The sequence below is a fragment of the Kribbella sp. NPDC050820 genome (assembly GCF_040653975.1).
Classification (GTDB): domain Bacteria; phylum Actinomycetota; class Actinomycetes; order Propionibacteriales; family Kribbellaceae; genus Kribbella.
In genome coordinates this window covers 71,724-96,527 of sequence record NZ_JBFAHB010000030.1, presented here as the reverse complement: position 1 = coordinate 96,527, position 24,804 = coordinate 71,724, and the positions used below count along the sequence as shown (strand labels likewise).

The following is a 24,804-nucleotide window of genomic DNA, read 5'->3' as shown; positions in this document are numbered from 1 at the left end:
GGGGAAGTCGACGTGGGCGGCGGAGCGGTTCGCTGCGGAGCTGATCGTGTCGAGTGATCGGCTGCGGGCACTCGTGGGGGCCGGGGAGGACGACAGGCCCGGAGGCCACCGGCCGGCGACGGATCAGTTCTTCGAGTAGAGCTCGACGATCAGGTGCTCGGCGACCTGGGTGTCGATCTGCTGCCGGGTCGGCAGCTGGTGGACGAGGATGCGCAGCCGCTCGGGCAGCACCTCGAGCCAGGCCGGGACGACGCGCTCGGAGTGCGTCTCCCGGGCGATGATGAACGGGGTCGTCTCGGCCGACTTCGCCTTGACATCGATGATGTCGTGCGCAGCCACCCGGTACGACGGGATGTTCACCTTGACGCCGTTCACGGTGAAGTGACCGTGTACGACGAGCTGACGGGCCTGCCGCCGGGTCCGGGCCAGGCCGGCGCGGTACACCACGTTGTCCAGCCGGGACTCCAGGATGATCAGCAGGTTGTCACCGGTCTTGCCGGAGCGCCGCGAGGCCTCCTGGTAGTACCGGCTGAACTGCTTCTCCAGCACGCCGTAGGCGTAGCGGGCCTTCTGCTTCTCCCGCAGCTGGAGCAGGTACTCGCTCTCCTTCGGGCGGCCGCGGCCGTGCATACCCGGCGGGTACGGACGACGCTCGAACGCCTTGTCGCCACCGACGAGGTCGACCCCGAGACGGCGCGACTTCTTGGTCATAGGTCCGGTGTAACGGGCCATGGTTGTTCTCGCTCCTCTCGAAAGGTCAGACCCGGCGCCGCTTGGGCGGGCGGCAGCCGTTGTGGGCGGTCGGGGTCACGTCCTGGATGGTGCCGACCTCGAGGCCGACGGCGCCCAGCGAACGGATCGCGGTCTCACGGCCGGAGCCGGGACCCTTCACGAACACGTCGATCTTGCGCATGCCGTGCTCCATCGCCCGGCGCCCGGCGGCCTCGGCGGCCATCTGCGCGGCGAACGGAGTGGACTTGCGCGACCCCTTGAAACCGACGGTGCCCGCGGAAGCCCACGAGATGACCGCGCCGGTCGGGTCGGTGATCGTCACGATCGTGTTGTTGAACGTGCTCTTGATGTGCGCGTGGCCGGCGGCCACGTTCTTCTTCTCCTTGCGGCGCACCTTCTTCGCGCCGGCCGCGGTGCGGCTCTTGGGAGGCATAGGTCAGTTGCTCCTGGGGTGGTCGACGGTCATCCGGGTCATCACTTCTTCTTCTTGCCGGCGATCGCCTTGCGACGACCCTTGCGGCTGCGGGCGTTGGTCCGCGTGCGCTGACCACGCACCGGCAGGCCGCTGCGGTGCCGGCGACCCTGGTACGACCCGATCTCGATCTTGCGGCGGATGTCCGCGGTCACCTCACGACGGAGGTCACCTTCGATCTTGTAGTTGCCCTCGATCCAGTCCCGGAGCTTCACCAGCTCCTCGTCGCCCAGCTCGTGGACGCGCTTGTCCCCGGAGATCCCGGTGCTCTTCAGCGTCTCCAGGGCGCGGGTGCGACCGACCCCGAAGATGTAGGTGAGAGCGACCTCGATGCGCTTGTCGCGCGGCAGGTCGACCCCTACGAGGCGTGCCATGTGGCGGTGTTCCTTTCGTCGGCAGAGGTGTGGGGGCGCGCCGCGTCCTTGCCCGCCTCGGTGAGTGCTTCACCGGCAAGGCCCCGGCCTCTGTTCCGGGGGCAACATCCAGCTGTGGTGCTCAGAGCTGGACGAGCGTGCGCGCTGTGGTGCGAAAGTGCTGTGTACTGCTCGAGTGGGCTGGTCAGCCCTGCCGCTGCTTGTGCCGCGGGTTCTCGCAGATCACCATGACCCGGCCGTGACGGCGGATCACCTTGCACTTGTCGCAGATCTTCTTGACGCTCGGATTGACCTTCATCGAGCTTCTTTCTTCGACAGGTGTTGGTGGTGGTCCTACTTGTACCGATAGACGATCCGACCCCGGGTGAGGTCGTACGGCGACAGCTCCACGACGACCCGGTCCTCGGGGAGGATCCGGATGTAGTGCTGCCTCATCTTGCCGCTGATGTGCGCGAGCACCTTGTGCCCGTTGGACAGCTCAACACGGAACATCGCGTTCGGCAGGGCCTCCACGATGGTGCCCTCGAGTTCGATGACTCCCTCTTTTTTGGGCATGTCCTCGCACTTCTGTAGACGACGTACTGAATGATGGTCCTGTCCCTGAGCGCCCTCCTGACGAGGTCAGGCAGCCGCGGGCACGACGAGACAGAGGCTACAAAGAGCCAAGGAAAGAGTGTACGCCACTCCCCCAGGCGAAACCCAATCGAGACCGCTCAGCGCCCCCGGGAGCCCTCCAGCACGGCCATATGATCCGCTCCCCAGGCATCCAGCGGCGCCAGCGCCACGTTGAGTGACTGCCCGAGCTCGGTCAGCGAGTACTCCACCCGCGGCGGCACCTGGTGGAAGACCTCGCGGTGGACGATGTCGCGGGACTCGAGCTCGCGCAACTGCTGGATCAGCATCTTCTCGGTGACGCCGGCGATCTCCCGGCGCAGCTCGCCGAACCGCATCGGCCCGTGGTGCAGCGCCCACAGGATCCGCGGCTTCCACTTCCCGCCGATCACGTCCGCGGCGGCGTCCAGGCCGCAGGTGTACGGAAGCATCACTTACCTTTCGGTCAGTACCGCACTATTTAGTGGGTACTTGTCCATCCTAAAGCGCCCGGCCAGGGTTGACGGCATGAAGACTCCTGTCACCGTTCTCGGCCTCGGCGCGATGGGCACCGCCCTCGCCCGGGCCTTCCTAGCCGCCGGCCACCCGACCACCGTCTGGAACCGCACCCCCGGCCGCTCCCCCGAGCTCGACTCCCTCGGCGCCACCCGCGCCGCCACGACGACCGAAGCGGTCGCCGCCAGCCCGCTCGTCGTCGTCTGCCTCCTCGTCGACGCGACCGTGCGCAGTACCCTCGAAGGCCTCGACCTGACCGGAAAGACCGTCGCCAACCTCACCAACGGCACGCCGGCGCAAGACCGGGACACGGCCGCCTGGGCCGAGGAGGCGGGCGCGGAGTACCTCGGCGGCGGCATCATGGCCGTGCCCGCGATGATCGGCGGCCCTGCCGCGTTCATCTTCTACAGCGGCTCCCCGGTCGCCTTCGAGCGCCACGAAGCCGACCTCGCCGCGATGGCGCGGCCTGAGTACGTCGGCAGCGACCCGGGCCTGGCCGCGTTGCACGACATCGCCTTGCTCAGCGGGATGTACGGCATGTTCGGTGGCGCCCAGCATGCACTGGCCCTGGCCGCCAGCGAGAAGGTCTCCGCGGTGCGATTCACCGAGGACTTTCTGCTGCCCTGGCTGACGGCGATGCTCGGCAGCCTGCCGCGGATCGCCAAGGACCTCGACGAGGGCCCTGAGGGGCCGGCGGGTTCCAACCTGGCGATGCAGGCGGCGGCCTACGACAACCTGGTCGACACCGCGGTCGACCAAGGCGTCGATCCCGCGCTGCTCGTCCCGATGGGCGACCTGCTGCGGAAGGCAGCCGCCACCGGGCACGGCGACGAGGATCTGGCTGCTCTCGTTCCGCTGCTCAGGGATGGTGCGTAGCGGCCCACTGCTCACCTTCGCGCCAGATCTGCTCCGGCATCAGGTCGAGCAGGTCACAGGCCGCGTCCAGCTGTGCGAGGGCGGTCGCGGAGTCGCGGTACGCCGGCAGGATCGCGACGAAGCGCCGTCCCTCGCAGCTGAACCCGAACGCCGGCACCTGGGCCAGCGCCTCGACAGCCCGCGGGTGCAGCACAGTCTCGGCGTGGTCCTCCCGGCCGTTGAACAGGCAGAACCGCCCTGGCAGCCCGTCGACCGTCAGCTTGATCGGCAGCAGGCTCGCGGCCGCCACCGGCGCCAGCGCGGCCGGCAACAGCTGCAGCGGCGGCAGCGGCCGATCGACCTGCAGATCAAGGAAGTCGAAGCCGAGGTCGCGCCGCCCGACCTTGTGCCGGAACCGTCCGGCGGCGAACTCCCGGCCGCGGTGCCGGCCGGTGGTCACGTCGGAGACCTCCGCGTCCGGGTCCGCCGAGAACGGCCGGAACGGCCAGCGCTCCCGCAACTCCGGCCGGTCGACGCTGAGCCGCCAGCCCATCTGCTCGACGACCTCGCCCCAGGCCTTCCGCCGCCGGCTGTCGGCGACCCGCACGCCGAGCGTGAACCCGATCAGCACCAGGAACCAGGCCAGCATCATCCAGCCGACCCAGCGCGGTTCCAGCAGCAGCCCGGCGATCGCCAGCGGTACGGCGACCGCGAACCAGATCACGTAGACGACCGCAGACCCCTGCCGCAGCTGCCATCCCCAGTCCGGCCGCAGCCGCGGGCCGGTGACGCGTCGGGTGACCGGGGCCGCTGTCAACGGCGCTTCCCGCGGTTGCTCAGGGCGAACAGGGTCCACGGGATCAGCAGCCAGACCGGCCAGAAGTGCGGCCAGTTCCCGCCGTTCGCGACGCCGATCACGAACCAGATCACCACGTTGACGACGACGACGGGGGTGAAGCCGCCGCCCAGTGCCGCCAGTCCCTTCGGGCCGTCCTGCTTCTTCCGCTCCGGGAACTCCCCCGGGGCCGGCGCCGGCTTGCGGTCCTGCACCACCGCGGGCGTCTGGTACGTCCGCGCCGGCGGCAGATCACGTACCAGCGGCTCCAGCTCGCCGTACGTCTGCACGGAGTAGAGCCGGTCGAGGCGGGAGCTGAACTCCGGCTGGTCCAGCCGGCCGTCCGCGAACGCGTCCCGCAGCCGGCCGGCGATCTTGTCCCGGTCCGCTTCGGTGAAACGCTGGTGCGGCTGGTACTGAGGCATAGCTCAAGTGTGCCTCAGCAGCAGGCCCTTGGCGTCCCCCGACGGGTGGACGCAGGGTGTCCATCGGTACGGCGAGTCAGCGGACGCCGCCGTACCGTATTCAGTCGGCCAGGGCGCCGAACTTGACGCCGAGCTCGGCCAGCTTCGCCTCGCCGCCGTCGAGCGCGGTCAGCACCCACGGGCCCTGCGGCGTCAGCGTGAACGTGTGCTCGGTGTGCGCGGCGACCTTGCCGTCGTCGGTGACCACGGTCCAGTCGTCCTCGAGGGTGTGGTTGTCCTGCTTGCCGAGCGTGAGCATCGGCTCGACCGCGAGCGCCATCCCCTCGACCAGCTTCGGGCCGCGGCCGGGGCGGCCGAAGTTCGGCACGTTCGGCGGCTGGTGCATCGCCGAGCCGATCCCGTGCCCGACGAAGTCCTCGACGATCCCGTACGGCGAGCTCGCCCGGACGTGCCGCTCGATCGCGGCCGAGATGTCGGTCAGCCGGCCGCCGAGCCGGGCGGCGGCGAACCCGCGCCACATCGACTCCTCGCAGATCCGGGCCAGCTCGAGCAGCTCCGGCGTCACCTCGCCGACCGGGACCGTGATCGCGGCGTCGCCGTGCCAGCCGTCGACGATCGCGCCGCAGTCGATCGAGATCAGGTCGCCGTCGGCCAGCACCCGGTCACCGGGGATGCCGTGCACGATCTCGTCGTTCACCGACGCGCAGATCGAGCCGGTGAAGCCGTGGTAGCCCTTGAACGAAGGGACCGCGCCGGAGGACCGGATGTGGTCCTCAGCGATCGCGTCCAGCTCGCCGGTGGTGATCCCGACCCGGACCTCGCCGCGGAGTAGTTCCAGCGTGCGGCCGACGACCAGGCCGGCCGCACGCATGGAAAGGATCTGTTCGCGGGTCTTGATCTCGATCCCGCGGTCCTTAAACATCACAGCACATCACTCGCGGCTACTCGGTCACCGTCTTGAGAGCGGCCAGCACACGCTCGCTGACCTCGTCGATCTCGCCGACCCCGTCCACCTCGACCAGCAGGCCGCGCTGCGCGTAGACGCGCAACAGCGGCTTGGTCTCGGCCGTGTAGACGTCCTGCCGGTGCCGGATGACCTCCTCGGAGTCGTCCGACCGGCCCTCGGTGCGGGCCCGCTTCGTCATCCGCTCCACCAGCACCTCGGTGTCGGCGATCAGCGCCACCACCGCGTCCAGCTTGTGGCCGTGCTCGGCCAGGATGTCGTCCAGCGTGCCGACCTGGGCCAGGGTGCGCGGGTAGCCGTCCAGGAGGAAGCCGTCACCGGCGTCCGCCTCGGACAGCCGGTCCCGCACCATCGCGTTGGTGACCTCGTCCGGGACGTAGTCACCGGCGTCCATGTAGCGCTTCGCCTCGAGCCCGAGCGGCGTCTCGTCCTTGACGTTCGCACGGAAGATGTCGCCGGTGGACACGGCCGGGATATTCAGGCGTTCCGCAAGCACCTTTGCCTGCGTGCCTTTGCCCGCCCCGGGCGGACCCATCAGCAACATTCTCATCAGCGCAAGAACCCTTCGTAGTTACGCTGCTGCAGCTGAGACTCGATCTGCTTCACCGTGTCCAGACCGACGCCGACCATGATCAGGATCGACGTACCGCCGAACGGGAAGTTCTGGTTCGCGTTCAGGAGCACCAGCGCGATCAGCGGGATCATCGAGATCACCGCGAGATAGATCGCGCCCGGCAGCGTGATGCGGGACAGCACGTAGCCCAGGTACTCCTCGGTCGGCCTTCCCGCCCGGATTCCGGGGATGAAGCCGCCGTACTTCTTCATGTTGTCCGCGACTTCCTTCGGGTTGAAGGTGATCGAGACGTAGAAGTACGTGAAGAAGATGATCAGGGCGACGTACGAGATCATGTAGATCGGGTGGTCGCCTTTGACCAGATTGCCCTGGATCCACTGGGCCCAGGACTTGTCCTGCTGGAACTGGCTGACCAGCACCGGCAGGTAGATCAGGCTGGAGGCGAAGATGACCGGGATGACACCGGCCTGGTTCACCTTCAGCGGGATGTAGGTGGACGTGCCGCCGAACATCTTGCGGCCGACCATGCGCTTGGCGTACTGCACCGGGATCCGGCGCTGCGCCTGTTCGATGAAGATGACCGCGGCCATGATCACCAACCCGATCGCCAGCACCACCATGAAGGTGGCCAGACCGCGCTCCTTGCGGATGGTCCACAGCTGCGACGGGAAGGTGGCGACGATCTGGGTGAAGATCAGGATCGACATGCCGTTACCGACACCACGGTCCGTGATCAGCTCGCCCAGCCACATCACCACACCGGTGCCGGCCGTCATGGTCAGCACCATCACGACCACCGGGAACCAGCTGTCGTCGTGCAGCAGCGGCTCCTGGCAGCCCTGGAAGAGCCGGCCGGGGGTGCGCGCCAGCGCGACGAACGCGGTCGCCTGCAGGATCGCCAGGCCGACCGTGAGGAACCGGGTGTACTGCGTGATCTTGGCCTGCCCCGCCTGACCTTCCTTCTTCAGCGACTCCAGCCGCGGGATCACCACGGTGAGCAGCTGCAGGATGATGCTGGCGGTGATGTACGGCATGATGCCGAGCGCGAAGATCGCGAGCTGCAGCAGCGCGCCGCCGGAGAACAGATTGATCAGGTTGTACAGGTTCGCGTTCGCACCCTGCTGAGCGCCCTTCAGGCAGATGTCGAGCGAGTTGACGTTGACGCCCGGGGTCGGGACGACCGAACCGATCCGGAAGATCACGATGATGAAGAGCACGAAAAAGATCTTCCGGCGCAGGTCCGGAGTCTTGAACGCGTTGGCAAAGGCGCCTAACACCCTGTCCTCCCACACATGTTTCCTCTGCCCGGTCAGGGCAGGGGCCTAGCAAAGCAGCTTGGCAAGAGACGAACCAGGGCTCGTCCGAACTCCAGCGCACGATATCAGGCGCCGGCTCGCACGAGCCCTGGACATCACACCTCGGTGGTGGTCCCCCCGGCCGCCTGGATCTTCTCCTGGGCGGACTTGGAGAACTTGTGCACCGAAACCTGCAGTGCCACGGTCAGCTCGCCGTCACCCAGCACCTTCACCGGCTGACCGCGACGGACCGCGCCCTTGGCGACCAGGTCGGCCACGCCGACCTCGCCACCCTCGGGGAACAGTTGTCCGAGCTTGTCCAGGTTAACGACCTGGAACTCCACCCGGTTCCTGCTCTTGAAACCCTTCAGCTTCGGCAGCCGCATGTGCAGCGGCATCTGGCCACCCTCGAAGTACTCGGGGATGTTGTTGCGCGCCTTGCTGCCCTTGGTACCGCGGCCGGCGGTCTTGCCCTTGCTGCCCTCACCACGACCCACGCGGGTCTTGGCGGTCTTGGCACCGGGCGCCGGACGCAGGTGGTGAACCTTCAGCGCCATGTCAGTCGACCTCCTCGACGGTGATGAGGTGGCGAACCGTGCGGACCATGCCGCGGACCTCGGGGCGGTCTTCGTGGACGGCGGTGTCGCCGATCCGCTTGACGCCCAGGGTGCGCAGCGTGTCGCGCTGGTTCTGCTTGCCACCGATGCCGGAACGGGTCTGGGTCACCTTCAGGCGTGCCATCAGGACGACACCTCCGCCCGGGCCTTCAGCAGCGCCGCCGGAGCGACGTCCTCGACCGGCAGGCCACGACGCGCCGCCACGGCCTCCGGGGTCTCCAGGCTCCGCAACGCCTCGACCGTGGCGTGCACCACGTTGATGGCGTTCGCCGAACCCAGCGACTTGCTCAGCACGTCGTGGATCCCGGCGCACTCCAGCACGGCGCGCGCCGAGCCACCCGCGATGACACCGGTACCGGGAGCGGCCGGGCGCAGCAGCACCACGCCGGCGGCCTTCTCGCCCTGGACCGGGTGCGGGATAGTGCCCTGAATCCTCGGCACCTTGAAGAACGCCTTCTTGGCCTCCTCGACACCCTTGGCGATCGCCGCGGGCACCTCCTTGGCCTTGCCGTAACCCACACCGACGGTGCCCTCACCGTCGCCGACGACCACGAGGGCGGTGAAGCTGAAGCGACGACCACCCTTCACGACCTTGGCGACACGGTTGATGGCTACCACGCGCTCGATGTAGGCGGTCTTGTCAGCTGCCTGACCGCGACCACCGTCGCGACCACGGCGCTCACCACCGGCGCCGCCTCCGCGACGCTGCTGGCCTCCGCTCATTTCGAACTACCTTCTTCCTTGTATGTCGCCATGTCAGAACCCGAGGCCGCCCTCACGGGCGGCGTCGGCCAGAGCCGCGATGCGGCCGTGGTACTTGTTCCCGGCCCGGTCGAAGACGACCGAGTCGATGCCGGCGGCCTTGGCCCGGTCGGCGATCAGGCCGCCGACGGTCTTGGCCTTGTCGGTCTTGTTCGCCTCCGCGCCGCGCAGGTCGGCCTCCATGGTGGAGGCGGACACCAGCGTCTTGCCGGCCACGTCGTCGATGACCTGGACGAACAGGTGCTTCGAGGACTTGGTGACCACCAGCCGCGGCCGGTCGGCCGTGCCGTTGATCTTCTTCCGGACCCGGATCTGGCGACGAAGCCGGGATGCCGTCTTCTTCGCGGAGTGCTTGTGCGGACGCAGTCCGATCGCCATGGTTACTTACCAGCCTTTCCGACCTTGCGGCGCACCTGCTCGCCGGCGTACCGCACACCCTTGCCCTTGTACGGCTCGGGCTTGCGCAGCTTGCGGATGTTGGCGGCAACCTCGCCGACGGACTGCTTGTCGATTCCCTGCACCGAGAAGCGGGTCGGGGCCTCGACGTTGAACGTGATGCCTTCCGGCGCGTCCACCGTGATGGTGTGGCTGTACCCGAGCGAGAACTCCAGCTGGGTCGGTCCCTTGGACAGGACGCGGTACCCGACGCCGACGATCTCGAGCTTCTTCTCGTAGCCCTCCGTCACACCGGTCACCAGGTTGGCGATCAGGGTGCGGGACAGGCCGTGCAGTTCCTTGCTCTTGCGCTGGTCGTCCGGGCGGCTGACGGCGATCGTGCCGTCCTCGTCCCGGTTGACCGCGATGGGCTCAGCGACGACGTGCGAGAGCTGACCCTTGGGACCCTTCACGGTGACCGTCTGGCCGTCGATCGTGACGTCGACGCCGGACGGGACCGAGATCGGGAGCTTACCGATGCGAGACATGAGAGTGGTCCTCCTTCCGGTTCTTCGTCACCAGACGTAGGCGAGGACTTCCCCGCCGACGCCCTTGTTCTTGGCCTGGCGGTCCGTCAGCAGCCCCTGGGACGTCGAGATGATCGCGACGCCCAGGCCACCGAGAACCTTGGGCAGGTTGGTCGACTTCGCGTAGACCCGCAGGCCCGGCTTGCTGATCCGCCGGACGCCCGCGATGGAGCGCTCCCGGCTGGGGCCGAACTTGAGGTCGACGATCAGGGTCTTGCCGACGGCTCCCTCCTGGGGCTCCTCCACCTTGTAGGAGGAGATGTAGCCCTCCTGCTGGAGGATGTCGGCGATGCCCTGCTTGATCTTGCTGTACGGCATCGAGGTCGACTCGTGGTACGCCTGGTTGGCGTTGCGCAGACGCGTCAGCATGTCTGCGATCGGGTCGGTCATCGTCATGGCCTGGGGCCTCTTTCCCGCCGTGGTTTCGCCACTCGGCGACCTACGGTGACTAGATGGTGAGTAGGGAGAAGATCGGAGGTGGAGACGGTCACCAGCTGGACTTGGTCACACCGGGCAGCTCGCCCCGGTGCGCCATCTCCCGCAGGCAGATCCGGCACAGGCCGAACTTGCGGAAGACCGCCTTCGGCCGGCCGCAGCGCTGGCAGCGGGTGTAACCGCGCACCGCGAACTTCGGCTTCCGGGCCTGCTTGACCTTGAGTGCTGTCTTCGCCACGTCAGTTCTCCTTGAACGGGAAGCCCAGCGCGCGCAGCAGCGCCCGGCCCTCGTCGTCGTTCTTCGCGGTGGTCACCACGGTGATGTCCATCCCGCGGACCCGGTCGATGCGGTCCTGGTTGATCTCGTGGAACATCACCTGCTCGGTCAGGCCGAAGGTGTAGTTCCCGGTGCCGTCGAACTGCTTCGCGGACAGGCCGCGGAAGTCACGGATCCGCGGCAGCGCGAGCGCCAGCAGCCGGTCCAGGAACTCCCACATCCGGTCGCCGCGCAGCGTCACGTGGGCGCCGATCGGCATCCCCTCGCGCAGCTTGAACTGCGCGATCGACTTGCGGGCCTTGGTGATCTGCGGCTTCTGGCCGGTGATCGCGGCCAGGTCCTTCACCGCGCCGTCGATCAGCTTCGAGTCGCGAGCCGCCTCGCCGACGCCCATGTTCACCACGATCTTGGTGAGGCCGGGCACCTGCATGACGTTCTCGAACTGGAACTGGTCCTGCAGCTTGCCGACGATCTCCTCGCGGTACTTCGTCTTCAGCCGCGGCTGGACCTTGGTCTCGGTAACTGCGGTGGTCATCAGATCTCCTCGCCGGTACGCCGCGCGATCCGGACGCTCCGGAAACCGGTGTACGTCGAACCGTCGGGACGGCGCTTCTGCACCTCGACGCGGTTGTAGCCGACGCGGGTGGTCACCTTCTGCTTCTTGCCGTCCTTCTCGACCTCGACCAGCAGCGCCACGTTGGACACGTGGATCGGGGCCTCCTGGGTGACGATGCCACCGGTGGTGCCGCCGCGCTGGGCCTGCTGCACCTTGGTGTGCTTCTTCACCCGGTTGACGCCCTCGACGATGATGCTCTCGTCGTCGGGGAAGACCTGGATGATCTTGCCCTCGAGGCCCTTGGACTTGCCGGCGATCACGCGGACGAGATCACCCTTCTTCACGTGCAGCTTCTTCTGCGCCATCTCAGAGCACCTCCGGAGCGAGCGAGATGATCTTCATGAAGCGCTTCTCGCGCAGCTCCCGGCCGACCGGCCCGAAGATGCGGGTACCGCGGGGCTCGCCGTCGGCCTTCAGGATGACGGCGGCGTTCTCGTCGAAGCGGATGTAGGAGCCGTCCGGACGCCGGCGCTCCTTCACGGTCCGCACGACGACCGCCTTGACGACGTCACCCTTCTTCACACCACCGCCCGGGATCGCGTCCTTGACGGTGGCGACGATCGTGTCACCGACACCGGCGTAGCGCCGACCGGAGCCACCGAGCACGCGGATGCAAAGGATCTCCTTGGCACCCGTGTTGTCGGCGACCTTCAGTCGCGACTCCTGCTGGATCATCTGTTGATCTCCTGGTTGTCTCGCTGGTTCTCACGTCCGTGAGCCTTGCGGAACGAATGATTTCGATTGGTTGCCGGTCGGCGCCGAGGCGCCGGGCCGGGAACTACTTGGCCTTCTCGAGGACCTCGACGACGCGCCAGCGCTTGGTCGCCGACAGCGGCCGGGTCTCCATCAGCAGCACCCGGTCGCCGATGCCGGCGGCGTTCTGCTCGTCATGCGCCTTCAGCTTGCTGGTACGGCGGATGACCTTGCCGTAGAGGTGGTGCTTGACCCGGTCCTCGACCTGGACCACGACGGTCTTGTCCATCTTGTCGCTCAGCACCAGGCCCTCGCGGGTCTTCCGGCGGCCTCGCGCCTCGGTGGTGGTCGTGCTCACGGTCTCGTCCTTCGCGTTCTCGGTCATGCCTTGCTCCCGGCCTTCTCGCTGTCGTCCGCCTCGGCCTCGGCGTCAGCCTCGACCTCGGTCTCGGCCGCCGGAGCGGCGTCGACGTCCTCGGTGATGCCGAGCGCGCGCTCGGTCAGCACCGTGTAGATGCGGGCGATGTCCTTGCGGACGGCACGCAGCCGGCCGTGGGACTCCAGCTGACCCGTGGCAGCCTGGAACCGGAGGTTGAACAGCTCCTCCTTGGCTTCACCGAGCTTCGTCAGCAGCTCGTCCCGGCCCAGGTTCCGCAGCTCGGCGGCGGTCAGGGTAGCCATCAGTTCTCACCTGCCTCTCGGGTGATGAAGCGGCACTTCATCGGCAACTTGTGAATCGCGCGGCGCATGGCCTCGCGAGCGATATCCTCCGGAACACCGGACAGCTCGAACATCACGCGACCGGCCTTCACGTTGGCGATCCACCACTCCGGCGAACCCTTACCGGAACCCATCCGGGTCTCGGCCGGCTTCTTGGTCAGCGGGCGGTCGGGGTAGATGTTGATCCACACCTTTCCGCCACGCTTGATGTGCCGGGTCATCGCGATACGCGCGGACTCGATCTGCCGGTTGGTGACGTAGTGGCTCTCCAGCGCCTGGATGCCGAAGTCACCGAAGGCCAGCGTGGTGCCACCCTTGGCAGCGCCGGAGCGCTTCGGGTGGTGCTGCTTGCGGTGCTTGACCTTGCGGGGGATGAGCATCGGTCAGCTCTCCGTTCCGGTCGTCTCGGCGGGCTTGTCGGCAGCAGCCGGCGCCTCGGCCCGGGGGGCCTCGTCGCGCTGTCCCCGACGGTCGTCCCGACGGTCGCCACCGCGGCCACCGCGGTCGCCACCACGACCGCCACGGTCGTCGCGACGGGCCGGACGGCGCTGCTGAGTGGCGGCCCGGGCCGCGGCCTGCGCCTCGCGCTCGGCGCGGGAGCCGGCGACGTCACCCTTGTAGATCCAGACCTTCACGCCGATCCGGCCGAAGGTCGTGCGGGCCTCGTAGAAGCCGTAGTCGATGTCCGCACGGAGCGTGTGCAGCGGCACCCGGCCCTCGCGGTAGAACTCCGACCGCGACATCTCCGCGCCACCGAGGCGGCCGGAGCACTGGATCCGGATGCCCAGGGCGCCGCCACGCATGGTGGTCTGCATCGCCTTGCGCATCGCGCGGCGGAACGCCACGCGGCCGGACAGCTGCTCGGCCACGCCCTGCGCGACCAGCTGGGCGTCGACCTCGGAGTTCTTCACCTCGAGGATGTTCAGCTGCACCTGCTTGCCGGTGAGCTCCTCCAGGCTGCCCCGGATCCGGTCCGCCTCGGCGCCACGGCGACCGATGACGATGCCCGGACGGGCGGTGTGGATGTCCACGCGGACCCGGTCACGGGTGCGCTCGATCTCCACGCGGGAGATGCCGGCGCGCTCCATGCCCTTGCTCAGCAGGCGGCGGATCTTGACGTCCTCGCCCACGTAGTCCTTGTAGAGCTTGTCGGCGTACCAGCGGCTCTTGTGGTCGGTGCTGATGCCGAGACGGAACCCGTGCGGGTTTACCTTCTGTCCCACAGTCAGGACTCCTTCTTCTCAGCGGTGGCCTTCTTGGCGGCCGACTTCTTGGCGGTCGCCTTCTTGGCCGGCTTCTCCGCGGCCTCGGCCTGGTCGGCCGCGGCCTTCTTGGCCGGAGCCTTCTTGGCCGTGTCGGCCTTCTTGGCCGACTTCTTGGCGGGGGCCTTCTCGACCGGCTCCTCCTCGACCCGCGGGGCGACCACGACGGTGATGTGGCTGGTCCGCTTGTCGATCCGGGTGGCGCGGCCCTGGGCCCGCGGGCGGTGACGCTTCAGCGTCGGGCCCTCGTCCACGAAGGCCTTCGCCACGACCAGGTCGGCCCGGCTCAGGTGCTCGGTGCCCTCGGCGTTCGCCGCGGCGCTGTCGACGACCTTGTACACGGTCGCGGCAGCGGCCTGCGGGGCGAACTTCAGAGTGGCGAGTGCGTCGTCGACGCCCAGACCGCGCACCAGGTCGACCACGCGGCGCGCCTTCATCGGCGTCACGCGGACGAAGCGCGCGACCGCGAAGGCCCCGGGCTCGTCGCCCAGCAGGCTCTCGCGACGGGCGCTGATCGCCCTACGCTCTTGAACGCTCATGATGTTCGAATCTCTCCGTAGGTTGCTAACGCTAAAGTCACTGACCAGGGGTCAGCGACGCCGTGACTTCCGGTCGTCCTTCTCGTGACCCTTGAACGTCCGGGTCGGCGCGAACTCGCCGAGCTTGTGCCCGACCATCGCGTCCGTCACGAACACGGGCACGTGCTTGCGGCCGTCGTGCACCGCCAGCGTGTGGCCGATCATGTCCGGCACGATCATCGATCGGCGGGACCAGGTCTTGATGACGTTCTTGGTGCCCTTCTCGTTCTGCACCTCCACCTTCTTCATCAGGTGGTGGTCGACGAACGGGCCCTTCTTGAGGCTGCGTGGCATCTGGCCGGCTCCCTATCAGCGCTTCTTGCCGGCCTTGCGGCGCCGGACGATCATGCGGTCGCTTTCCTTGCGGGTGCGGGTGCGCCCCTCGGGCTTGCCCCACGGGGACACCGGGTGGCGACCACCCGAGGTCTTGCCCTCACCACCACCGTGCGGGTGGTCGACCGGGTTCATCGCGACACCGCGGACGGTCGGGCGCTTACCCTTCCAGCGCATCCGGCCGGCCTTGCCCCAGTTGATGTTCGACTGCTCGCCGTTGCCGACCTCACCGAGGGTGGCGCGGCAGCGCACGTCGACCATCCGGACCTCGCCGGACGGCATCCGCAGGGTGGCCATCCGGCCCTCCTTCGCGACCAGCTGAATGCTGGCGCCGGCCGAGCGGCCCATCTTGGCGCCGCCGCCCGGGCGCAGCTCGACGGCGTGCACCGTGGAGCCGACCGGGATGTTGCGCAGCGGCAGGTTGTTGCCGATCTTGATGTCGGCGGCCGGGCCGTTCTCGACGATCGTGCCCTGCTTCAGGTTCGACGGAGCGAGGATGTAGCGCTTCTCGCCGTCGACGTAGTGCAGCAGCGCGATCCGCGCGGTGCGGTTCGGGTCGTACTCGATCTCGGCAACCTTCGCCGGGACGCCGTCCTTGTCGTACCGCTTGAAGTCGATCAGCCGGTACGCCCGCTTGTGACCGCCGCCCTGGTGCCGGGTGGTGATCTTGCCGGAGTTGTTCCGGCCGCCCTTCTTCGGCAGCGGACGCAGCAGCGACTTCTCGGGGGTCGAACGGGTGAGCTCGACGAAGTCGGCCACGCTCGAGCCACGGCGGCCCGGCGTCGTCGGCTTGTACTTGCGGATTCCCATTACGACTGGCCTCCGAAGATGTCGATGCGGTCGTCACCCTTGAGGGTCACGATCGCCCGCTTGGTGTCCGGGCGCTTGCCCCAGCCGGACCGCGTCCGGCGGCGCTTGCCCTTGCGGTTGATGGTGTTGACGTCGCTGACCTTGACCTTGAAGACCTTCTCGACCGCGAGCTTGATCTCGGTCTTGTTGGCGTTCGGGTCGACCTCGAACGTGTACTTCTGCTCGTCCAGCAGGCCGTAGCTCTTCTCGCTCACGACCGGCCGCAGCAGCACGTCCCGCGGGTCCTTGTTGACTCCGTGGCTCATGCTTCTACCTCCTCGGCTTCGGTCGACGTCGCGACAGCCTTCACGGACTTGCCCTTCGGGGTGCCGGCGACGAACGCGTCCAGCGCACCCTTGGTGAACACGACCGCGTCACTGACCAGTACGTCGTACGCGTTCAGCTGGTCGGCGGCGATCAGGTGCACGTGCTGCACGTTGCGCAGGCTCAGCCAGGTGAGCTCGTCGGCACGCTCGACCACGACCAGCGCCTTGCCCGGGTCGGTGACCTCGGACAGCACCTTCAGCGCGGACTTCGTCGACGGCTTGTCGCCGTCCACGAACTGCTCGACCACGTGCACGCGGCCGTCACGGGCCCGGTCCGAGAGCGCACCGCGGAGCGCGGCGGCGATCATCTTCTTCGGGGTCCGCTGGCTGTAGTCCCGCGGCACCGGGCCGTGGACGACGCCACCGCCGGTGAACTGCGGCGCGCGGGTCGAGCCCTGGCGGGCGCGACCGGTGCCCTTCTGCCGGTACGGCTTCGCGCCGCCACCGGAGACCTCACCGCGGGTCTTGGCCTTGTGCGTGCCCTGGCGGGCCGCGGCCAGCTGCGCCACCACGACCTGGTGGATCAGCGGGATGTTGACCTGGACGTCGAACAGCTCGGCCGGAAGCTCGGCGGAGCCCTTCTTGCTGACCTTGTCGCCCTTCACGACGACGACGTCGACGGTGCTCACTTGGCAGCTCCCTTCGCGGCGTTGCGGATCAGCACGAGGCCGCCCTTGGGGCCGGGGACGGCGCCCTTCAGCAGGATCAGGCCGCGGTCGGCGTCGATCGCGTGGACCGACACGTTCTGCGTGGTGACCTTCTCGTTGCCCATCCGGCCGGCCATCCGCAGGCCCTTGAAGACCCGGCCGGGGGTGGCGCAGCCGCCGATGGAGCCCGGCGAGCGGTGCTTCTTGTGCACACCGTGGGTGGCCCGCAGACCACCGAAGCCGTGCCGCTTCATCACACCGGCGAAGCCCTTGCCCTTGCTGGTGGCGGAGACGTCGACCAGCTCACCGGCCTCGAACGCCTCGGCCTTGATCTCCTGGCCCAGCGTGTACTCGCTGGCGTCAGCGGTGCGCAGCTCCAGCAGGTGGCGCCGCGGCGTCACGCCGGCCTTGTCGAAGTGGCCACGCATGGGGCTGGTCACCTTGCGCGGGTCGATGTCGCCGAAGGCGATCTGGACACCGTCGTAGCCGTGGCTGTCCGAGGTGCGAACCTCGGTCACGACGCAGGGGCCGGCCTGGATCACGGTGACGGGGACGACGCGGTTGTTCTCGTCCCAGGTCTGGGTCATGCCGAGCTTGGTGCCCAGCAGACCGCGCGTGTTCTTGTGCTTGCTCATTGGTTGTTCGCGTCCCTCAGAGCTTGATCTCGATGTCGACACCGGCCGGCAGGTCGAGCCGCATCAGCGAGTCGACGGTCTTCGGCGTGGGGTCGATGATGTCGATGAGCCGCTTGTGGGTGCGCATCTCGAAGTGCTCGCGGCTGTCCTTGTACTTGTGCGGCGAGCGGATGACGCAGAACACGTTCTTTTCCGTCGGCAACGGCACCGGGCCAGCAACCTTCGCACCAGTACGCGTCACCGTGTCGACAATCTTGCGCGCCGAGCTGTCGATGACCTCGTGGTCGTAGGCCTTCAGCCGGATGCGGATCTTCTGTCCCGCCATCGCTTCGCTTCGTCCTTCTCTATCGTCAACGTCTGTGTTGCTCCGACCCCCGCGGTCGGGTGTGTCGCGGACGCGGCGCGCGCGTGACTCACCGCTTCTTCGACCTGGGATGGAGATCGGGGCCCGGTCTCGGACCGGAACCTCGGCATGGTCTCCGGTCCGGCGCACCCGCCAGACCCGAGAGAGTCCGTGGCGCACCCCGGCGGCCTCGCCTGAGCAACCTGAATATTGTGCCAGAGATCGGCGCCGGAACGCCAATCGGGTGGCCTCACGCCTGATCCGGCCCACCGGAAGTCACGGCCGCAGCCGGATCGGGCGCAAAGCAGAGGTCCGCGGGGGCTCAGCGTGCGAGCCCTCGCGGACCTCGTGAGATCACTTGATGATCTTGGTGACCCGGCCGGCGCCGACGGTGCGGCCACCTTCGCGGATCGCGAACTTCAGACCCTCTTCCATGGCGATCGGCTGGATCAGCTCGACCGACATGTCGGTGTTGTCGCCCGGCATGACCATCTCGGTGCCCTCGGGCAGCGTGACGACGCCGGTGACGTCCGTGGTGCGGAAGTAGAACTGGGGCCGGTAGTTCTGGAAGAACGGCGTGTGACGGCCGCCCTCCTCCTTCGACAGGATGTAGACCGACGCGTCGAAGTTGGTGTGCGGGGTCGTGGTGCCCGGCTTGATGACGACCATGCCGCGCTCGACGTCCTCGCGCTTCGTGCCACGAAGCAGCAGACCGACGTTCTCACCGGCCTGGCCCTCGTCCAGCAGCTTGCGGAACATCTCGATGCCGGTGACCGTGGTGGTCTGCTTCTCCGGACGGATGCCGACGATGTCGACGGTCTCGTTGATCTTGACGACACCGCGCTCGATCCGGCCGGTGATGACCGTGCCGCGACCCGTGATGGTGAAGACGTCCTCCACCGGCATCAGGAACGGCTTGTCGACCTCGCGCTCCGGCTGCGGGATGTAGGAGTCGACCGCGTCCATCAGCTCGACGATCGACTCGCCCCACTTGGCGTCGCCCTGCAGCGCCGGGTGAGCGGCGACCCGGACGATCGGCGCGTTGTCGCCGTCGAACTCCTGCTCCGAGAGCAGCTCGCGGACCTCGAGCTCGACGAGCTCCAGGATCTCCTCGTCGTCGACCATGTCGCACTTGTTCAGCGCGACGACCATGGCCGGCACGCCGACCTGACGGGCGAGCAGCACGTGCTCACGCGTCTGCGGCATCGGGCCGTCGGTGGCGGCGACGACCAGGATCGCGCCGTCCATCTGGGCCGCACCGGTGATCATGTTCTTGATGTAGTCCGCGTGACCCGGGCAGTCGACGTGGGCGTAGTGCCGGGCCTCGGTCTGGTACTCGACGTGCGCGATCGAGATGGTGATACCGCGCTGACGCTCTTCGGGCGCCTTGTCGATCTGATCGAAGGCCGACGCCTCGTTGAGGTTCGGGTACTTGTCGTGCAGCACCTTGGTGATCGCCGCGGTAAGAGTGGTCTTACCGTGGTCGATGTGACCGATGGTGCCGATGTTGACGTGCGGCTTAGTCCGCTCGAACTTCGCCTTCGCCACTGGGGCCCTCCTAGATAAATGTTGACTACGCCGTACGCCGACGCGCTTGGGGTGTGGTGGTCAGGAGCGAGAGACTACTCGCCCCGGGCCTTCTTGATGATCTCTTCCGCCACGTTCTTCGGAACCTCGGCGTAGGAATCGAACTGCATCGAGTAGGACGCGCGGCCCTGCGTCTTGGAACGCAGGTCACCGACATACCCGAACATCTCCGACAGCGGCACCAGGGCCTTGACGACCCGGCTGCCACCGGGGCCCTCGTCCATCGACTGGATCTGGCCACGGCGGGAGTTGAGGTCGCCGATCACGTCGCCCATGTAGTCCTCGGGCGTGGTGACCTCGACGGCGAACATCGGCTCCAGGATGACCGGTCCGGCCTTGCGGGCGGCATCCTTGAACGCCATCGAACCGGCGATCTTGAACGCGAGCTCGGAGGAGTCGACGTCGTGGTACGCGCCGTCCTGCAGCGTGACCTTGACGTCCACCATCGGGTAGCCCGCGAGCACGCCGAACTCCATCGCCTCCTGGCAGCCCTCGTCCACCGACGGGATGTACTCCCGCGGGATGCGGCCACCGGTGACGGCGTTGACGAACTCGTAGCCGCCCTCGCCGCCGGCCTCGACGGAGGTCGGCTCGATGTCGATGATCACGCGACCGAACTGACCCGAACCACCGGTCTGCTTCTTGTGCGTGTAGTCGACCTTCTCGACCTTCTTGGTGATGGTCTCGCGGTAGGCGACCTGCGGCTTGCCGACGTTCGCCTCGACCCGGAACTCACGCTTCATCCGGTCGACCAGCACCTCGAGGTGCAGCTCGCCCATACCGGCGATGATGGTCTGGCCGGTGTCCTCGTCGGTCCGGACCTGGAAGGTCGGGTCCTCCTCGGCGAGCCGCTGGATCGCGACGCCCAGCTTCTCCTGGTCGGCCTTCGACTTGGGCTCGATGGCGACCGAGATGACCGGGGCCGGGAACTGCATCGACTCCAGCACGACCGGGTTCGACGGGTCGGCCAGGGTCTCACCGGTGGTGGTGTCCTTCAGACCCATCACGGCGACGATGTGGCCGGCGCCGATCGACGCGATCTCCTCACGCTTGTTCGCGTGCATCCGGTAGATCTTGCCGATCCGCTCCTTGCGGCCCTTGGTCGGGTTCAGCACCTGGGTGCCGGTCTCGAGCTTGCCCGAGTACACCCGGATGAAGGTCAGCTTGCCCAGGTGCGGGTCCGCCGCGATCTTGAACGCCAGTGCCGAGAACGGCTCGCTGTCGTCCGGCTTGCGCAGCACCACCTGCTCGGCGTCCTTGACGTCGTGGCCCTCGATGGCCGGGACGTCGATCGGGCTCGGCAGGTAGTCGTTGACCGCGTCGAGCAGCGGCTGGACGCCCTTGTTCTTGAACGCGGTGCCGGTCAGGACCGGGGTCAGCTTGCTGGCCAGGGTGGCCCGCCGGATGGCGGCCTTCAGCTGCTCCTTGGTGGGCTCCTCGCCCTCCAGGTACAGCTCCATGACCTCGTCGTCGGCCTCGGCGACCGTCTCGATCAGCTTGTCGCGCCACTCGGCGGCCAGCTCGGTGTGGGTGGCCGGGATCTCCTCGACCGTGTAGTCCTCACCGATCTTGGTCTCGCCGCGCCAGGTCAGCGCGCGCATCTCGACCAGGTCGATGACACCGATGAAGTCGGCCTCGGCGCCGATCGGCAGCTGCATGACCAGCGGCACCGCGGCGAGGCGGTCCTTGATCATGTCGACGCAGCGCATGAACTCCGCGCCGGTCCGGTCCAGCTTGTTGACGAAGCAGATCCGGGGCACGCCGTACCGGTCCGCCTGGCGCCAGACGGTCTCGGACTGCGGCTCCACACCGGCGACACCGTCGAAGACCGCGACAGCGCCGTCGAGCACGCGCAGCGAACGCTCCACCTCGACGGTGAAGTCGACGTGGCCCGGGGTGTCGATGATGTTGATGGTGTGGTCTTTCCAGGTGCAGGTCGTCGCGGCGGACGTGATCGTGATGCCGCGCTCCTGCTCCTGCTCCATCCAGTCCATCGTGGCGGCGCCCTCGTGGACCTCACCGATCTTGTAGGTGATACCGGTGTAGAAGAGGATCCGCTCGGTCGTCGTCGTCTTACCGGCGTCGATGTGAGCCATGATCCCGATGTTGCGGACCTTGGCCAGGTCGGTGGTGATTTGTACGGCCACCTCGGTGGTCTACCTCTCGATTCTGTACTGCGTCAAAAGAGTGAGCGCTGGGGTCCGGATCGGACCCCGGATCACCAGCGGTAGTGGGCGAAAGCCTTGTTGGCTTCGGCCATCTTGTGCGTGTCCTCGCGGCGCTTGACCGAGGCTCCCAGGCCGTTGGAGGCGTCCAGGATCTCGTTCATCAGGCGCTCGGCCATCGTCTTCTCGCGACGGGCCCGGGAGTACGTCGTCAGCCAGCGCAGCGCCAGCGTGGTGGAGCGGCCCGGCTTGACCTCGATCGGCACCTGGTAGGTGGCGCCACCGACCCGGCGGCTCTTCACCTCGATGCTCGGCTTCACGTTGTCGAGCGCACGCTTCAGCGTGATGACCGGGTCGGTGCCGGTCTTCGTGCGGGTGCCCTCGAGCGCGCTGTAGACGATGCTCTGCGCGATCTGCTTCTTGCCGTCGACCAGGATCTTGGAGATCAACTGGGTGACGAGCGGCGAACTGTAGACCGGGTCGATGATGACCGGCCGCTTCGGGGCGGGACCCTTGCGCGGCATTAGCTCTTCTCCTTCTTCGCGCCGTAACGGCTGCGGGCCTGCTTCCGGTTCTTCACACCCTGGGTGTCGAGCGAACCGCGGATGATCTTGTACCGAACACCCGGCAGGTCCTTCACACGACCGCCACGCACGAGCACGATCGAGTGCTCCTGCAGGTTGTGGCCGACGCCGGGGATGTACGCGGTGACCTCGATGCCGCTGGTCAGGCGGACACGCGCGACCTTGCGAAGGGCCGAGTTCGGCTTCTTCGGCGTGGTGGTGTAGACGCGCGTGCACACACCGCGACGCTGAGGGGAACCCTTCAGGGCCGGCGTCTTGTTCTTGGACACCTTGTCCTGGCGGCCCTTGCGGACCAGCTGCTGAATGGTGGGCACCGCGTAGGTCTCTTTCTGTCGTCCGGCTTTCTTCTGCTGCGTTCGCCTGACCCCCGCGGTCGGGTGTGTCGCGTGTTCACGGGCGCACCGAAAGCCTGATCTTCCAGACTGTCGGCAGGAGTCCCGTGCCACGCGCGCAGACCCGTTCGACGAGGGGCACGCATGACGGCCCAGGATGACCCGGGCACGATCGTTAAGACTAGCGGCTGCCTCAAGCACGGTCAAAATGAGCAACCGCCCCGTACCGAGGCCCTTCCGCTCCTCCAGTTTACAGGGTCTACGGAGTGGCCTTGCCGGAGAGGAAAGCGGCTGCCACCGCAGGGTCTCCCTCGACCGTCAGAACGCTGCCCGGCAAGCGTTTCCACAGGCACAGGTCGAGTTCGGCCGCGGTCCCGGAGAGGACTGCTTCGCCGGTCGCCTTGCCCCGCTCGACCTGCGGCCGATCCCCTTGTGGGACAGGGCTCAGCGTCCATTCGTCACCCGTGTCGGTCGCCCGGACGCCGACCTGCCGGGTGACCGCCGGATCGAATCCACGGGCCAGCATCCGGGGCAGGAACACCCCGAACACCTCGTCCACCCCGTCGGCCGCGAGCTCCGCAGGTACGGCGGTAAGACCACTGACCGCTCGCTGGTCCGGAGCCGCGCCGGCCTGAACGGCGTCCACGAGGTGGATGACCGTCTCATGCATTCGCCGGCGCGACCAGAATCCGGCGCGCTGCTCGACCGGTGCGAAGTTCCAGCACGGCTCGTCCGGGTCGACGGCCCGGATCGCGGCGGCCAGCGCAGCGGTGGTGCCGGCATACCAGTCAGCCCAGGAGACCGTCGTACGGAGCACCTCCGGGACCTTCTGCCGGGTGCCGCTCAGCAGGATGGACGCGGCCCAGCGCTGGCCGGAACCGACATGCAACGCCAGGTCGGCCAGCGTCCAGCCAGGGCAACCGGGCACGGCCGCAGCCGGGTCGACGCTGTCCAGGACGGCCGCGAGCTCCGCGGCCGTCCGCTCGAACTCGGCCAGGTGGTCGATGGGCATGGACAACGGTTCAGATCCGGAACTGGACTTCGGCGATCAGCCCGTCGGTCACGCGGTACATCGCGATCATCGGGATCGGCTCGCCGGAGTCGTAGGCCAGGACGTGCTCGACCACCCACTCGCCGAGCATCAGCTTGTGCACCACCTCCGTCTTGGCCCGGCCGGCGTCGAAGCGTGGCCGGTAGTACTCGCGGAGGAACCGCCGGCCCTTCAGCTCGCTGCCGTCGGCCAGCTCGATCCGCGCGGTCGGCGAGTACATCGCCAGGAACGCCTCCAGGTCATGGGCGGCGTAGGCGGAGTGCTCGCGGGCGACCGCGCGAGCTGCGGGAGTGTCCACCGTGGCAGCCGCGACGGTGGCGGCGGCGACGCTGGCCAGCGGTGTGGCCGCAGGTGCGGCGGCTGGGCTGGGAGTGGGCTCGGGAGTCGGGGGTGCGACAGGAGCCGCCGTGGGGGCTGCCGGGGCCGGTGCAGGGCTGGGCTTCGGCTGACTGGCGGGGTCAGCGGGCGCCTTGGCCGCCTTGGCGGTCACGGTGGGCTTGGCGGCGGACGTCGTACGCCGGGTGGTCCGCTTGGCGGGAGGAGGAGGAACGAGGAGCTTGTCCTGGCCGTCCGGCTCCTCACCCAGGTGGGCGATCGCCCAGTCCAGGGCCTTGGTGACGGCGGCGCGTGATTCTTCGGTGTGGTCGAGCATGTCGAACCCGTGGTGCCCTTTCGGTACGTCGATGATGTCCAGCGCGGTGCCACCGGCGGAGACGAACTCCGCGACCGGACCTGCGAGCTCCTCCAGCTCGAGTCCAGCTCTGCTAAGCAACACCGGCAGGTCTCTGCTTAATTCTTTCCCCACCCCACCGCCCCGGTCGTGTTTGCCGATCACTTCGGCGGCGTTGACCAGTTCTTCGACACCGGGCGGGGTGGCGAGCAGGGGATAGGTCAGGGCGACGCAACGCAGCCAGTCGGGGCGGCTGTCCAGCCACTCCCCTGCCAGCAGTCCGGCGCCGGAGAAGAACCACAGGGCGACCCGATCGGGGTCGACCCGTGGGTCGGATCGCAGTACGCCGATCGCAGCCTCCACCTCGTCCGCGGCGGTGACCAGCTGGTCGAAGCCGTGGATCAGGCTGTGGTCGACGACAGCGGCCACCACGCCACGCCGGGCGGCAGCGGTCGCATAACCCCGGTACACCGGCCACTCGCGAGGCAGCACCTCGAGGCCGGCCGGCCCAGGACCCCCGTGCACAAAGAGAATCGCGCCGGTCCGGGCGGTTCCGGCCGGGCGGTAGAAGTCGATCTCGCCGAGCCGGTCGACCCGGACGCCGGGGCCGTCCAGCACCCCCAGGACGAAGGGCCGCAGGTGGGCCGGGAGATCCGTCATGGACCAATCTTGGCGCATCACAGGGACACTTTCAGCCGCCACCCCGAGTGTCTTTTCCGGCACCGGT

The 24,804-nt window shown here is 67.9% G+C and carries 38 protein-coding genes and 1 pseudogene; 1 reads left to right on the top strand and 38 read right to left on the bottom strand.

Annotated elements, in window-relative coordinates; translation table 11 throughout:
* Positions 1–123: 123 nt before the first annotated feature.
* The 6 genes from rpsD to AB0H36_RS24755 form a co-directional block, all read right to left on the bottom strand.
* On the bottom strand, positions 124–732 hold the full coding sequence (gene rpsD / locus AB0H36_RS24780; RefSeq protein ID WP_360527794.1) for a 30S ribosomal protein S4: 609 nt from the start codon (positions 730–732) through the stop codon (positions 124–126).
* A 25-nt stretch (positions 733–757) separates the two neighbouring features.
* Positions 758–1,165 carry a 30S ribosomal protein S11 gene (rpsK, locus tag AB0H36_RS24775; protein WP_012923659.1) on the bottom strand — a complete coding sequence of 136 codons (408 nt, stop codon included), beginning with the start codon at positions 1,163–1,165 and terminating at the stop codon, positions 758–760.
* Positions 1,166–1,206: 41 nt separating this feature from the next.
* The gene (gene rpsM / locus AB0H36_RS24770; protein ID WP_360527791.1) at positions 1,207–1,578 is read right to left on the bottom strand and encodes a 30S ribosomal protein S13; all 372 of its coding nucleotides are present in this window, start codon (positions 1,576–1,578) and stop codon (positions 1,207–1,209) included.
* Between the two features lie 184 nt (positions 1,579–1,762).
* Positions 1,763–1,876 (bottom strand): 50S ribosomal protein L36, encoded by a 114-nt coding sequence (rpmJ, locus tag AB0H36_RS24765; RefSeq protein ID WP_008361054.1) that lies wholly within the window; start codon positions 1,874–1,876, stop codon positions 1,763–1,765.
* 35 nt (positions 1,877–1,911) lie between these two features.
* Complete coding sequence (gene infA, locus AB0H36_RS24760) at positions 1,912–2,133, bottom strand: translation initiation factor IF-1 (protein ID WP_012923661.1); 222 nt, start codon at positions 2,131–2,133, stop codon at positions 1,912–1,914.
* 158 nt (positions 2,134–2,291) lie between these two features.
* Entirely contained in the window at positions 2,292–2,621 is a 330-nt protein-coding gene (locus tag AB0H36_RS24755; protein ID WP_360527788.1) for a helix-turn-helix domain-containing protein, read from the bottom strand.
* A 76-nt stretch (positions 2,622–2,697) separates the two neighbouring features.
* Between AB0H36_RS24755 and AB0H36_RS24750 the strand changes: the two genes are divergently transcribed.
* Positions 2,698–3,561, top strand: coding sequence for an NAD(P)-binding domain-containing protein (locus tag AB0H36_RS24750; RefSeq protein ID WP_360527785.1), 864 nt, complete (start codon positions 2,698–2,700; stop codon positions 3,559–3,561).
* Here the strand turns inward: AB0H36_RS24750 and AB0H36_RS24745 are convergent.
* The 32 genes and pseudogenes from AB0H36_RS24745 to AB0H36_RS24590 all read right to left on the bottom strand — a co-directional run bounded on the left by AB0H36_RS24745 (position 3,545) and on the right by AB0H36_RS24590 (position 24,737).
* A complete protein-coding gene (locus AB0H36_RS24745) occupies positions 3,545–4,357 on the bottom strand; it encodes a hypothetical protein (protein WP_360527782.1) in 813 nt (270 codons plus the stop codon). The genes AB0H36_RS24750 and AB0H36_RS24745 overlap by 17 nt on opposite strands.
* Complete coding sequence (locus AB0H36_RS24740; RefSeq protein WP_360527779.1) at positions 4,354–4,800, bottom strand: DUF1707 domain-containing protein; 447 nt, start codon at positions 4,798–4,800, stop codon at positions 4,354–4,356. The genes AB0H36_RS24745 and AB0H36_RS24740 overlap by 4 nt, the downstream gene beginning before the upstream one ends.
* A gap of 100 nt (positions 4,801–4,900) precedes the next feature.
* On the bottom strand, positions 4,901–5,722 hold the full coding sequence (map, locus tag AB0H36_RS24735) for a type I methionyl aminopeptidase (protein ID WP_360527776.1): 822 nt from the start codon (positions 5,720–5,722) through the stop codon (positions 4,901–4,903).
* Between the two features lie 19 nt (positions 5,723–5,741).
* On the bottom strand, positions 5,742–6,314 hold the full coding sequence (locus AB0H36_RS24730; protein ID WP_360527773.1) for an adenylate kinase: 573 nt from the start codon (positions 6,312–6,314) through the stop codon (positions 5,742–5,744).
* Positions 6,314–7,615, bottom strand: coding sequence for a preprotein translocase subunit SecY (gene secY / locus AB0H36_RS24725; RefSeq protein WP_360527769.1), 1,302 nt, complete (start codon positions 7,613–7,615; stop codon positions 6,314–6,316). Before secY ends, AB0H36_RS24730 begins: the two co-directional genes overlap by 1 nt.
* A gap of 134 nt (positions 7,616–7,749) precedes the next feature.
* Positions 7,750–8,190 carry a 50S ribosomal protein L15 gene (gene rplO, locus AB0H36_RS24720; RefSeq protein WP_360527766.1) on the bottom strand — a complete coding sequence of 147 codons (441 nt, stop codon included), beginning with the start codon at positions 8,188–8,190 and terminating at the stop codon, positions 7,750–7,752.
* A gap of 1 nt (position 8,191) precedes the next feature.
* The gene (rpmD, locus tag AB0H36_RS24715; RefSeq protein ID WP_360527762.1) at positions 8,192–8,374 is read right to left on the bottom strand and encodes a 50S ribosomal protein L30; all 183 of its coding nucleotides are present in this window, start codon (positions 8,372–8,374) and stop codon (positions 8,192–8,194) included.
* On the bottom strand, positions 8,374–8,973 hold the full coding sequence (gene rpsE / locus AB0H36_RS24710; protein ID WP_360527759.1) for a 30S ribosomal protein S5: 600 nt from the start codon (positions 8,971–8,973) through the stop codon (positions 8,374–8,376). Before rpsE ends, rpmD begins: the two co-directional genes overlap by 1 nt.
* Positions 8,974–9,006: 33 nt before the next feature.
* Positions 9,007–9,390 (bottom strand): 50S ribosomal protein L18, encoded by a 384-nt coding sequence (rplR, locus tag AB0H36_RS24705; protein WP_132318727.1) that lies wholly within the window; start codon positions 9,388–9,390, stop codon positions 9,007–9,009.
* A gap of 2 nt (positions 9,391–9,392) precedes the next feature.
* Positions 9,393–9,935, bottom strand: coding sequence for a 50S ribosomal protein L6 (gene rplF / locus AB0H36_RS24700; RefSeq protein WP_360527756.1), 543 nt, complete (start codon positions 9,933–9,935; stop codon positions 9,393–9,395).
* Between the two features lie 27 nt (positions 9,936–9,962).
* A complete protein-coding gene (rpsH, locus tag AB0H36_RS24695) occupies positions 9,963–10,370 on the bottom strand; it encodes a 30S ribosomal protein S8 (RefSeq protein WP_360527753.1) in 408 nt (135 codons plus the stop codon).
* 91 nt (positions 10,371–10,461) lie between these two features.
* Positions 10,462–10,647: a type Z 30S ribosomal protein S14 gene (locus AB0H36_RS24690; protein WP_012923674.1), complete on the bottom strand. Its 186-nt coding sequence runs from the start codon at positions 10,645–10,647 to the stop codon at positions 10,462–10,464.
* Position 10,648: 1 nt separating this feature from the next.
* Positions 10,649–11,221 carry a 50S ribosomal protein L5 gene (gene rplE / locus AB0H36_RS24685; protein WP_360527750.1) on the bottom strand — a complete coding sequence of 191 codons (573 nt, stop codon included), beginning with the start codon at positions 11,219–11,221 and terminating at the stop codon, positions 10,649–10,651.
* On the bottom strand, positions 11,221–11,607 hold the full coding sequence (gene rplX / locus AB0H36_RS24680; RefSeq protein ID WP_360527747.1) for a 50S ribosomal protein L24: 387 nt from the start codon (positions 11,605–11,607) through the stop codon (positions 11,221–11,223). Before rplX ends, rplE begins: the two co-directional genes overlap by 1 nt.
* A 1-nt stretch (position 11,608) precedes the next feature.
* Positions 11,609–11,977, bottom strand: coding sequence for a 50S ribosomal protein L14 (rplN, locus tag AB0H36_RS24675; RefSeq protein ID WP_012923677.1), 369 nt, complete (start codon positions 11,975–11,977; stop codon positions 11,609–11,611).
* A gap of 103 nt (positions 11,978–12,080) precedes the next feature.
* Positions 12,081–12,380: a 30S ribosomal protein S17 gene (gene rpsQ / locus AB0H36_RS24670; protein WP_360527744.1), complete on the bottom strand. Its 300-nt coding sequence runs from the start codon at positions 12,378–12,380 to the stop codon at positions 12,081–12,083.
* Positions 12,377–12,676, bottom strand: coding sequence for a 50S ribosomal protein L29 (rpmC, locus tag AB0H36_RS24665; RefSeq protein WP_360527741.1), 300 nt, complete (start codon positions 12,674–12,676; stop codon positions 12,377–12,379). Before rpmC ends, rpsQ begins: the two co-directional genes overlap by 4 nt.
* Entirely contained in the window at positions 12,676–13,095 is a 420-nt protein-coding gene (gene rplP, locus AB0H36_RS24660; protein ID WP_132216203.1) for a 50S ribosomal protein L16, read from the bottom strand. The genes rpmC and rplP overlap by 1 nt, the downstream gene beginning before the upstream one ends.
* Before the next feature lie 3 nt (positions 13,096–13,098).
* A complete protein-coding gene (rpsC, locus tag AB0H36_RS24655; protein WP_360527738.1) occupies positions 13,099–13,938 on the bottom strand; it encodes a 30S ribosomal protein S3 in 840 nt (279 codons plus the stop codon).
* A gap of 143 nt (positions 13,939–14,081) precedes the next feature.
* Positions 14,082–14,516: pseudogene (rplV, locus tag AB0H36_RS24650) on the bottom strand (50S ribosomal protein L22); the annotation flags it as partial.
* A 51-nt stretch (positions 14,517–14,567) separates the two neighbouring features.
* Positions 14,568–14,849: a 30S ribosomal protein S19 gene (rpsS, locus tag AB0H36_RS24645; RefSeq protein ID WP_131361012.1), complete on the bottom strand. Its 282-nt coding sequence runs from the start codon at positions 14,847–14,849 to the stop codon at positions 14,568–14,570.
* Positions 14,850–14,864: 15 nt separating this feature from the next.
* Positions 14,865–15,698, bottom strand: a complete 834-nt coding sequence (gene rplB, locus AB0H36_RS24640; protein WP_360527735.1) for a 50S ribosomal protein L2 — start codon at positions 15,696–15,698, stop codon at positions 14,865–14,867.
* The gene (gene rplW, locus AB0H36_RS24635) at positions 15,698–16,003 is read right to left on the bottom strand and encodes a 50S ribosomal protein L23 (protein WP_132147597.1); all 306 of its coding nucleotides are present in this window, start codon (positions 16,001–16,003) and stop codon (positions 15,698–15,700) included. The genes rplB and rplW overlap by 1 nt, the downstream gene beginning before the upstream one ends.
* The gene (rplD, locus tag AB0H36_RS24630) at positions 16,000–16,692 is read right to left on the bottom strand and encodes a 50S ribosomal protein L4 (RefSeq protein WP_360527731.1); all 693 of its coding nucleotides are present in this window, start codon (positions 16,690–16,692) and stop codon (positions 16,000–16,002) included. The genes rplW and rplD overlap by 4 nt, the downstream gene beginning before the upstream one ends.
* The gene (gene rplC, locus AB0H36_RS24625; RefSeq protein WP_360527728.1) at positions 16,689–17,345 is read right to left on the bottom strand and encodes a 50S ribosomal protein L3; all 657 of its coding nucleotides are present in this window, start codon (positions 17,343–17,345) and stop codon (positions 16,689–16,691) included. Before rplC ends, rplD begins: the two co-directional genes overlap by 4 nt.
* Positions 17,346–17,361: 16 nt before the next feature.
* The gene (gene rpsJ / locus AB0H36_RS24620; protein ID WP_012923688.1) at positions 17,362–17,670 is read right to left on the bottom strand and encodes a 30S ribosomal protein S10; all 309 of its coding nucleotides are present in this window, start codon (positions 17,668–17,670) and stop codon (positions 17,362–17,364) included.
* A gap of 372 nt (positions 17,671–18,042) precedes the next feature.
* Positions 18,043–19,236 carry an elongation factor Tu gene (tuf, locus tag AB0H36_RS24615; protein WP_360527725.1) on the bottom strand — a complete coding sequence of 398 codons (1,194 nt, stop codon included), beginning with the start codon at positions 19,234–19,236 and terminating at the stop codon, positions 18,043–18,045.
* Between the two features lie 74 nt (positions 19,237–19,310).
* Complete coding sequence (gene fusA / locus AB0H36_RS24610; protein ID WP_360527722.1) at positions 19,311–21,422, bottom strand: elongation factor G; 2,112 nt, start codon at positions 21,420–21,422, stop codon at positions 19,311–19,313.
* Between the two features lie 71 nt (positions 21,423–21,493).
* Entirely contained in the window at positions 21,494–21,964 is a 471-nt protein-coding gene (rpsG, locus tag AB0H36_RS24605) for a 30S ribosomal protein S7 (protein ID WP_360527719.1), read from the bottom strand.
* Positions 21,964–22,338, bottom strand: a complete 375-nt coding sequence (gene rpsL, locus AB0H36_RS24600; protein WP_012923692.1) for a 30S ribosomal protein S12 — start codon at positions 22,336–22,338, stop codon at positions 21,964–21,966. The genes rpsG and rpsL overlap by 1 nt, the downstream gene beginning before the upstream one ends.
* Before the next feature lie 277 nt (positions 22,339–22,615).
* Positions 22,616–23,368 (bottom strand): maleylpyruvate isomerase N-terminal domain-containing protein, encoded by a 753-nt coding sequence (locus AB0H36_RS24595; protein ID WP_360527716.1) that lies wholly within the window; start codon positions 23,366–23,368, stop codon positions 22,616–22,618.
* A 10-nt stretch (positions 23,369–23,378) separates the two neighbouring features.
* Positions 23,379–24,737 carry a nuclear transport factor 2 family protein gene (locus AB0H36_RS24590; protein ID WP_360527713.1) on the bottom strand — a complete coding sequence of 453 codons (1,359 nt, stop codon included), beginning with the start codon at positions 24,735–24,737 and terminating at the stop codon, positions 23,379–23,381.
* Positions 24,738–24,804: the final 67 nt, after the last annotated feature.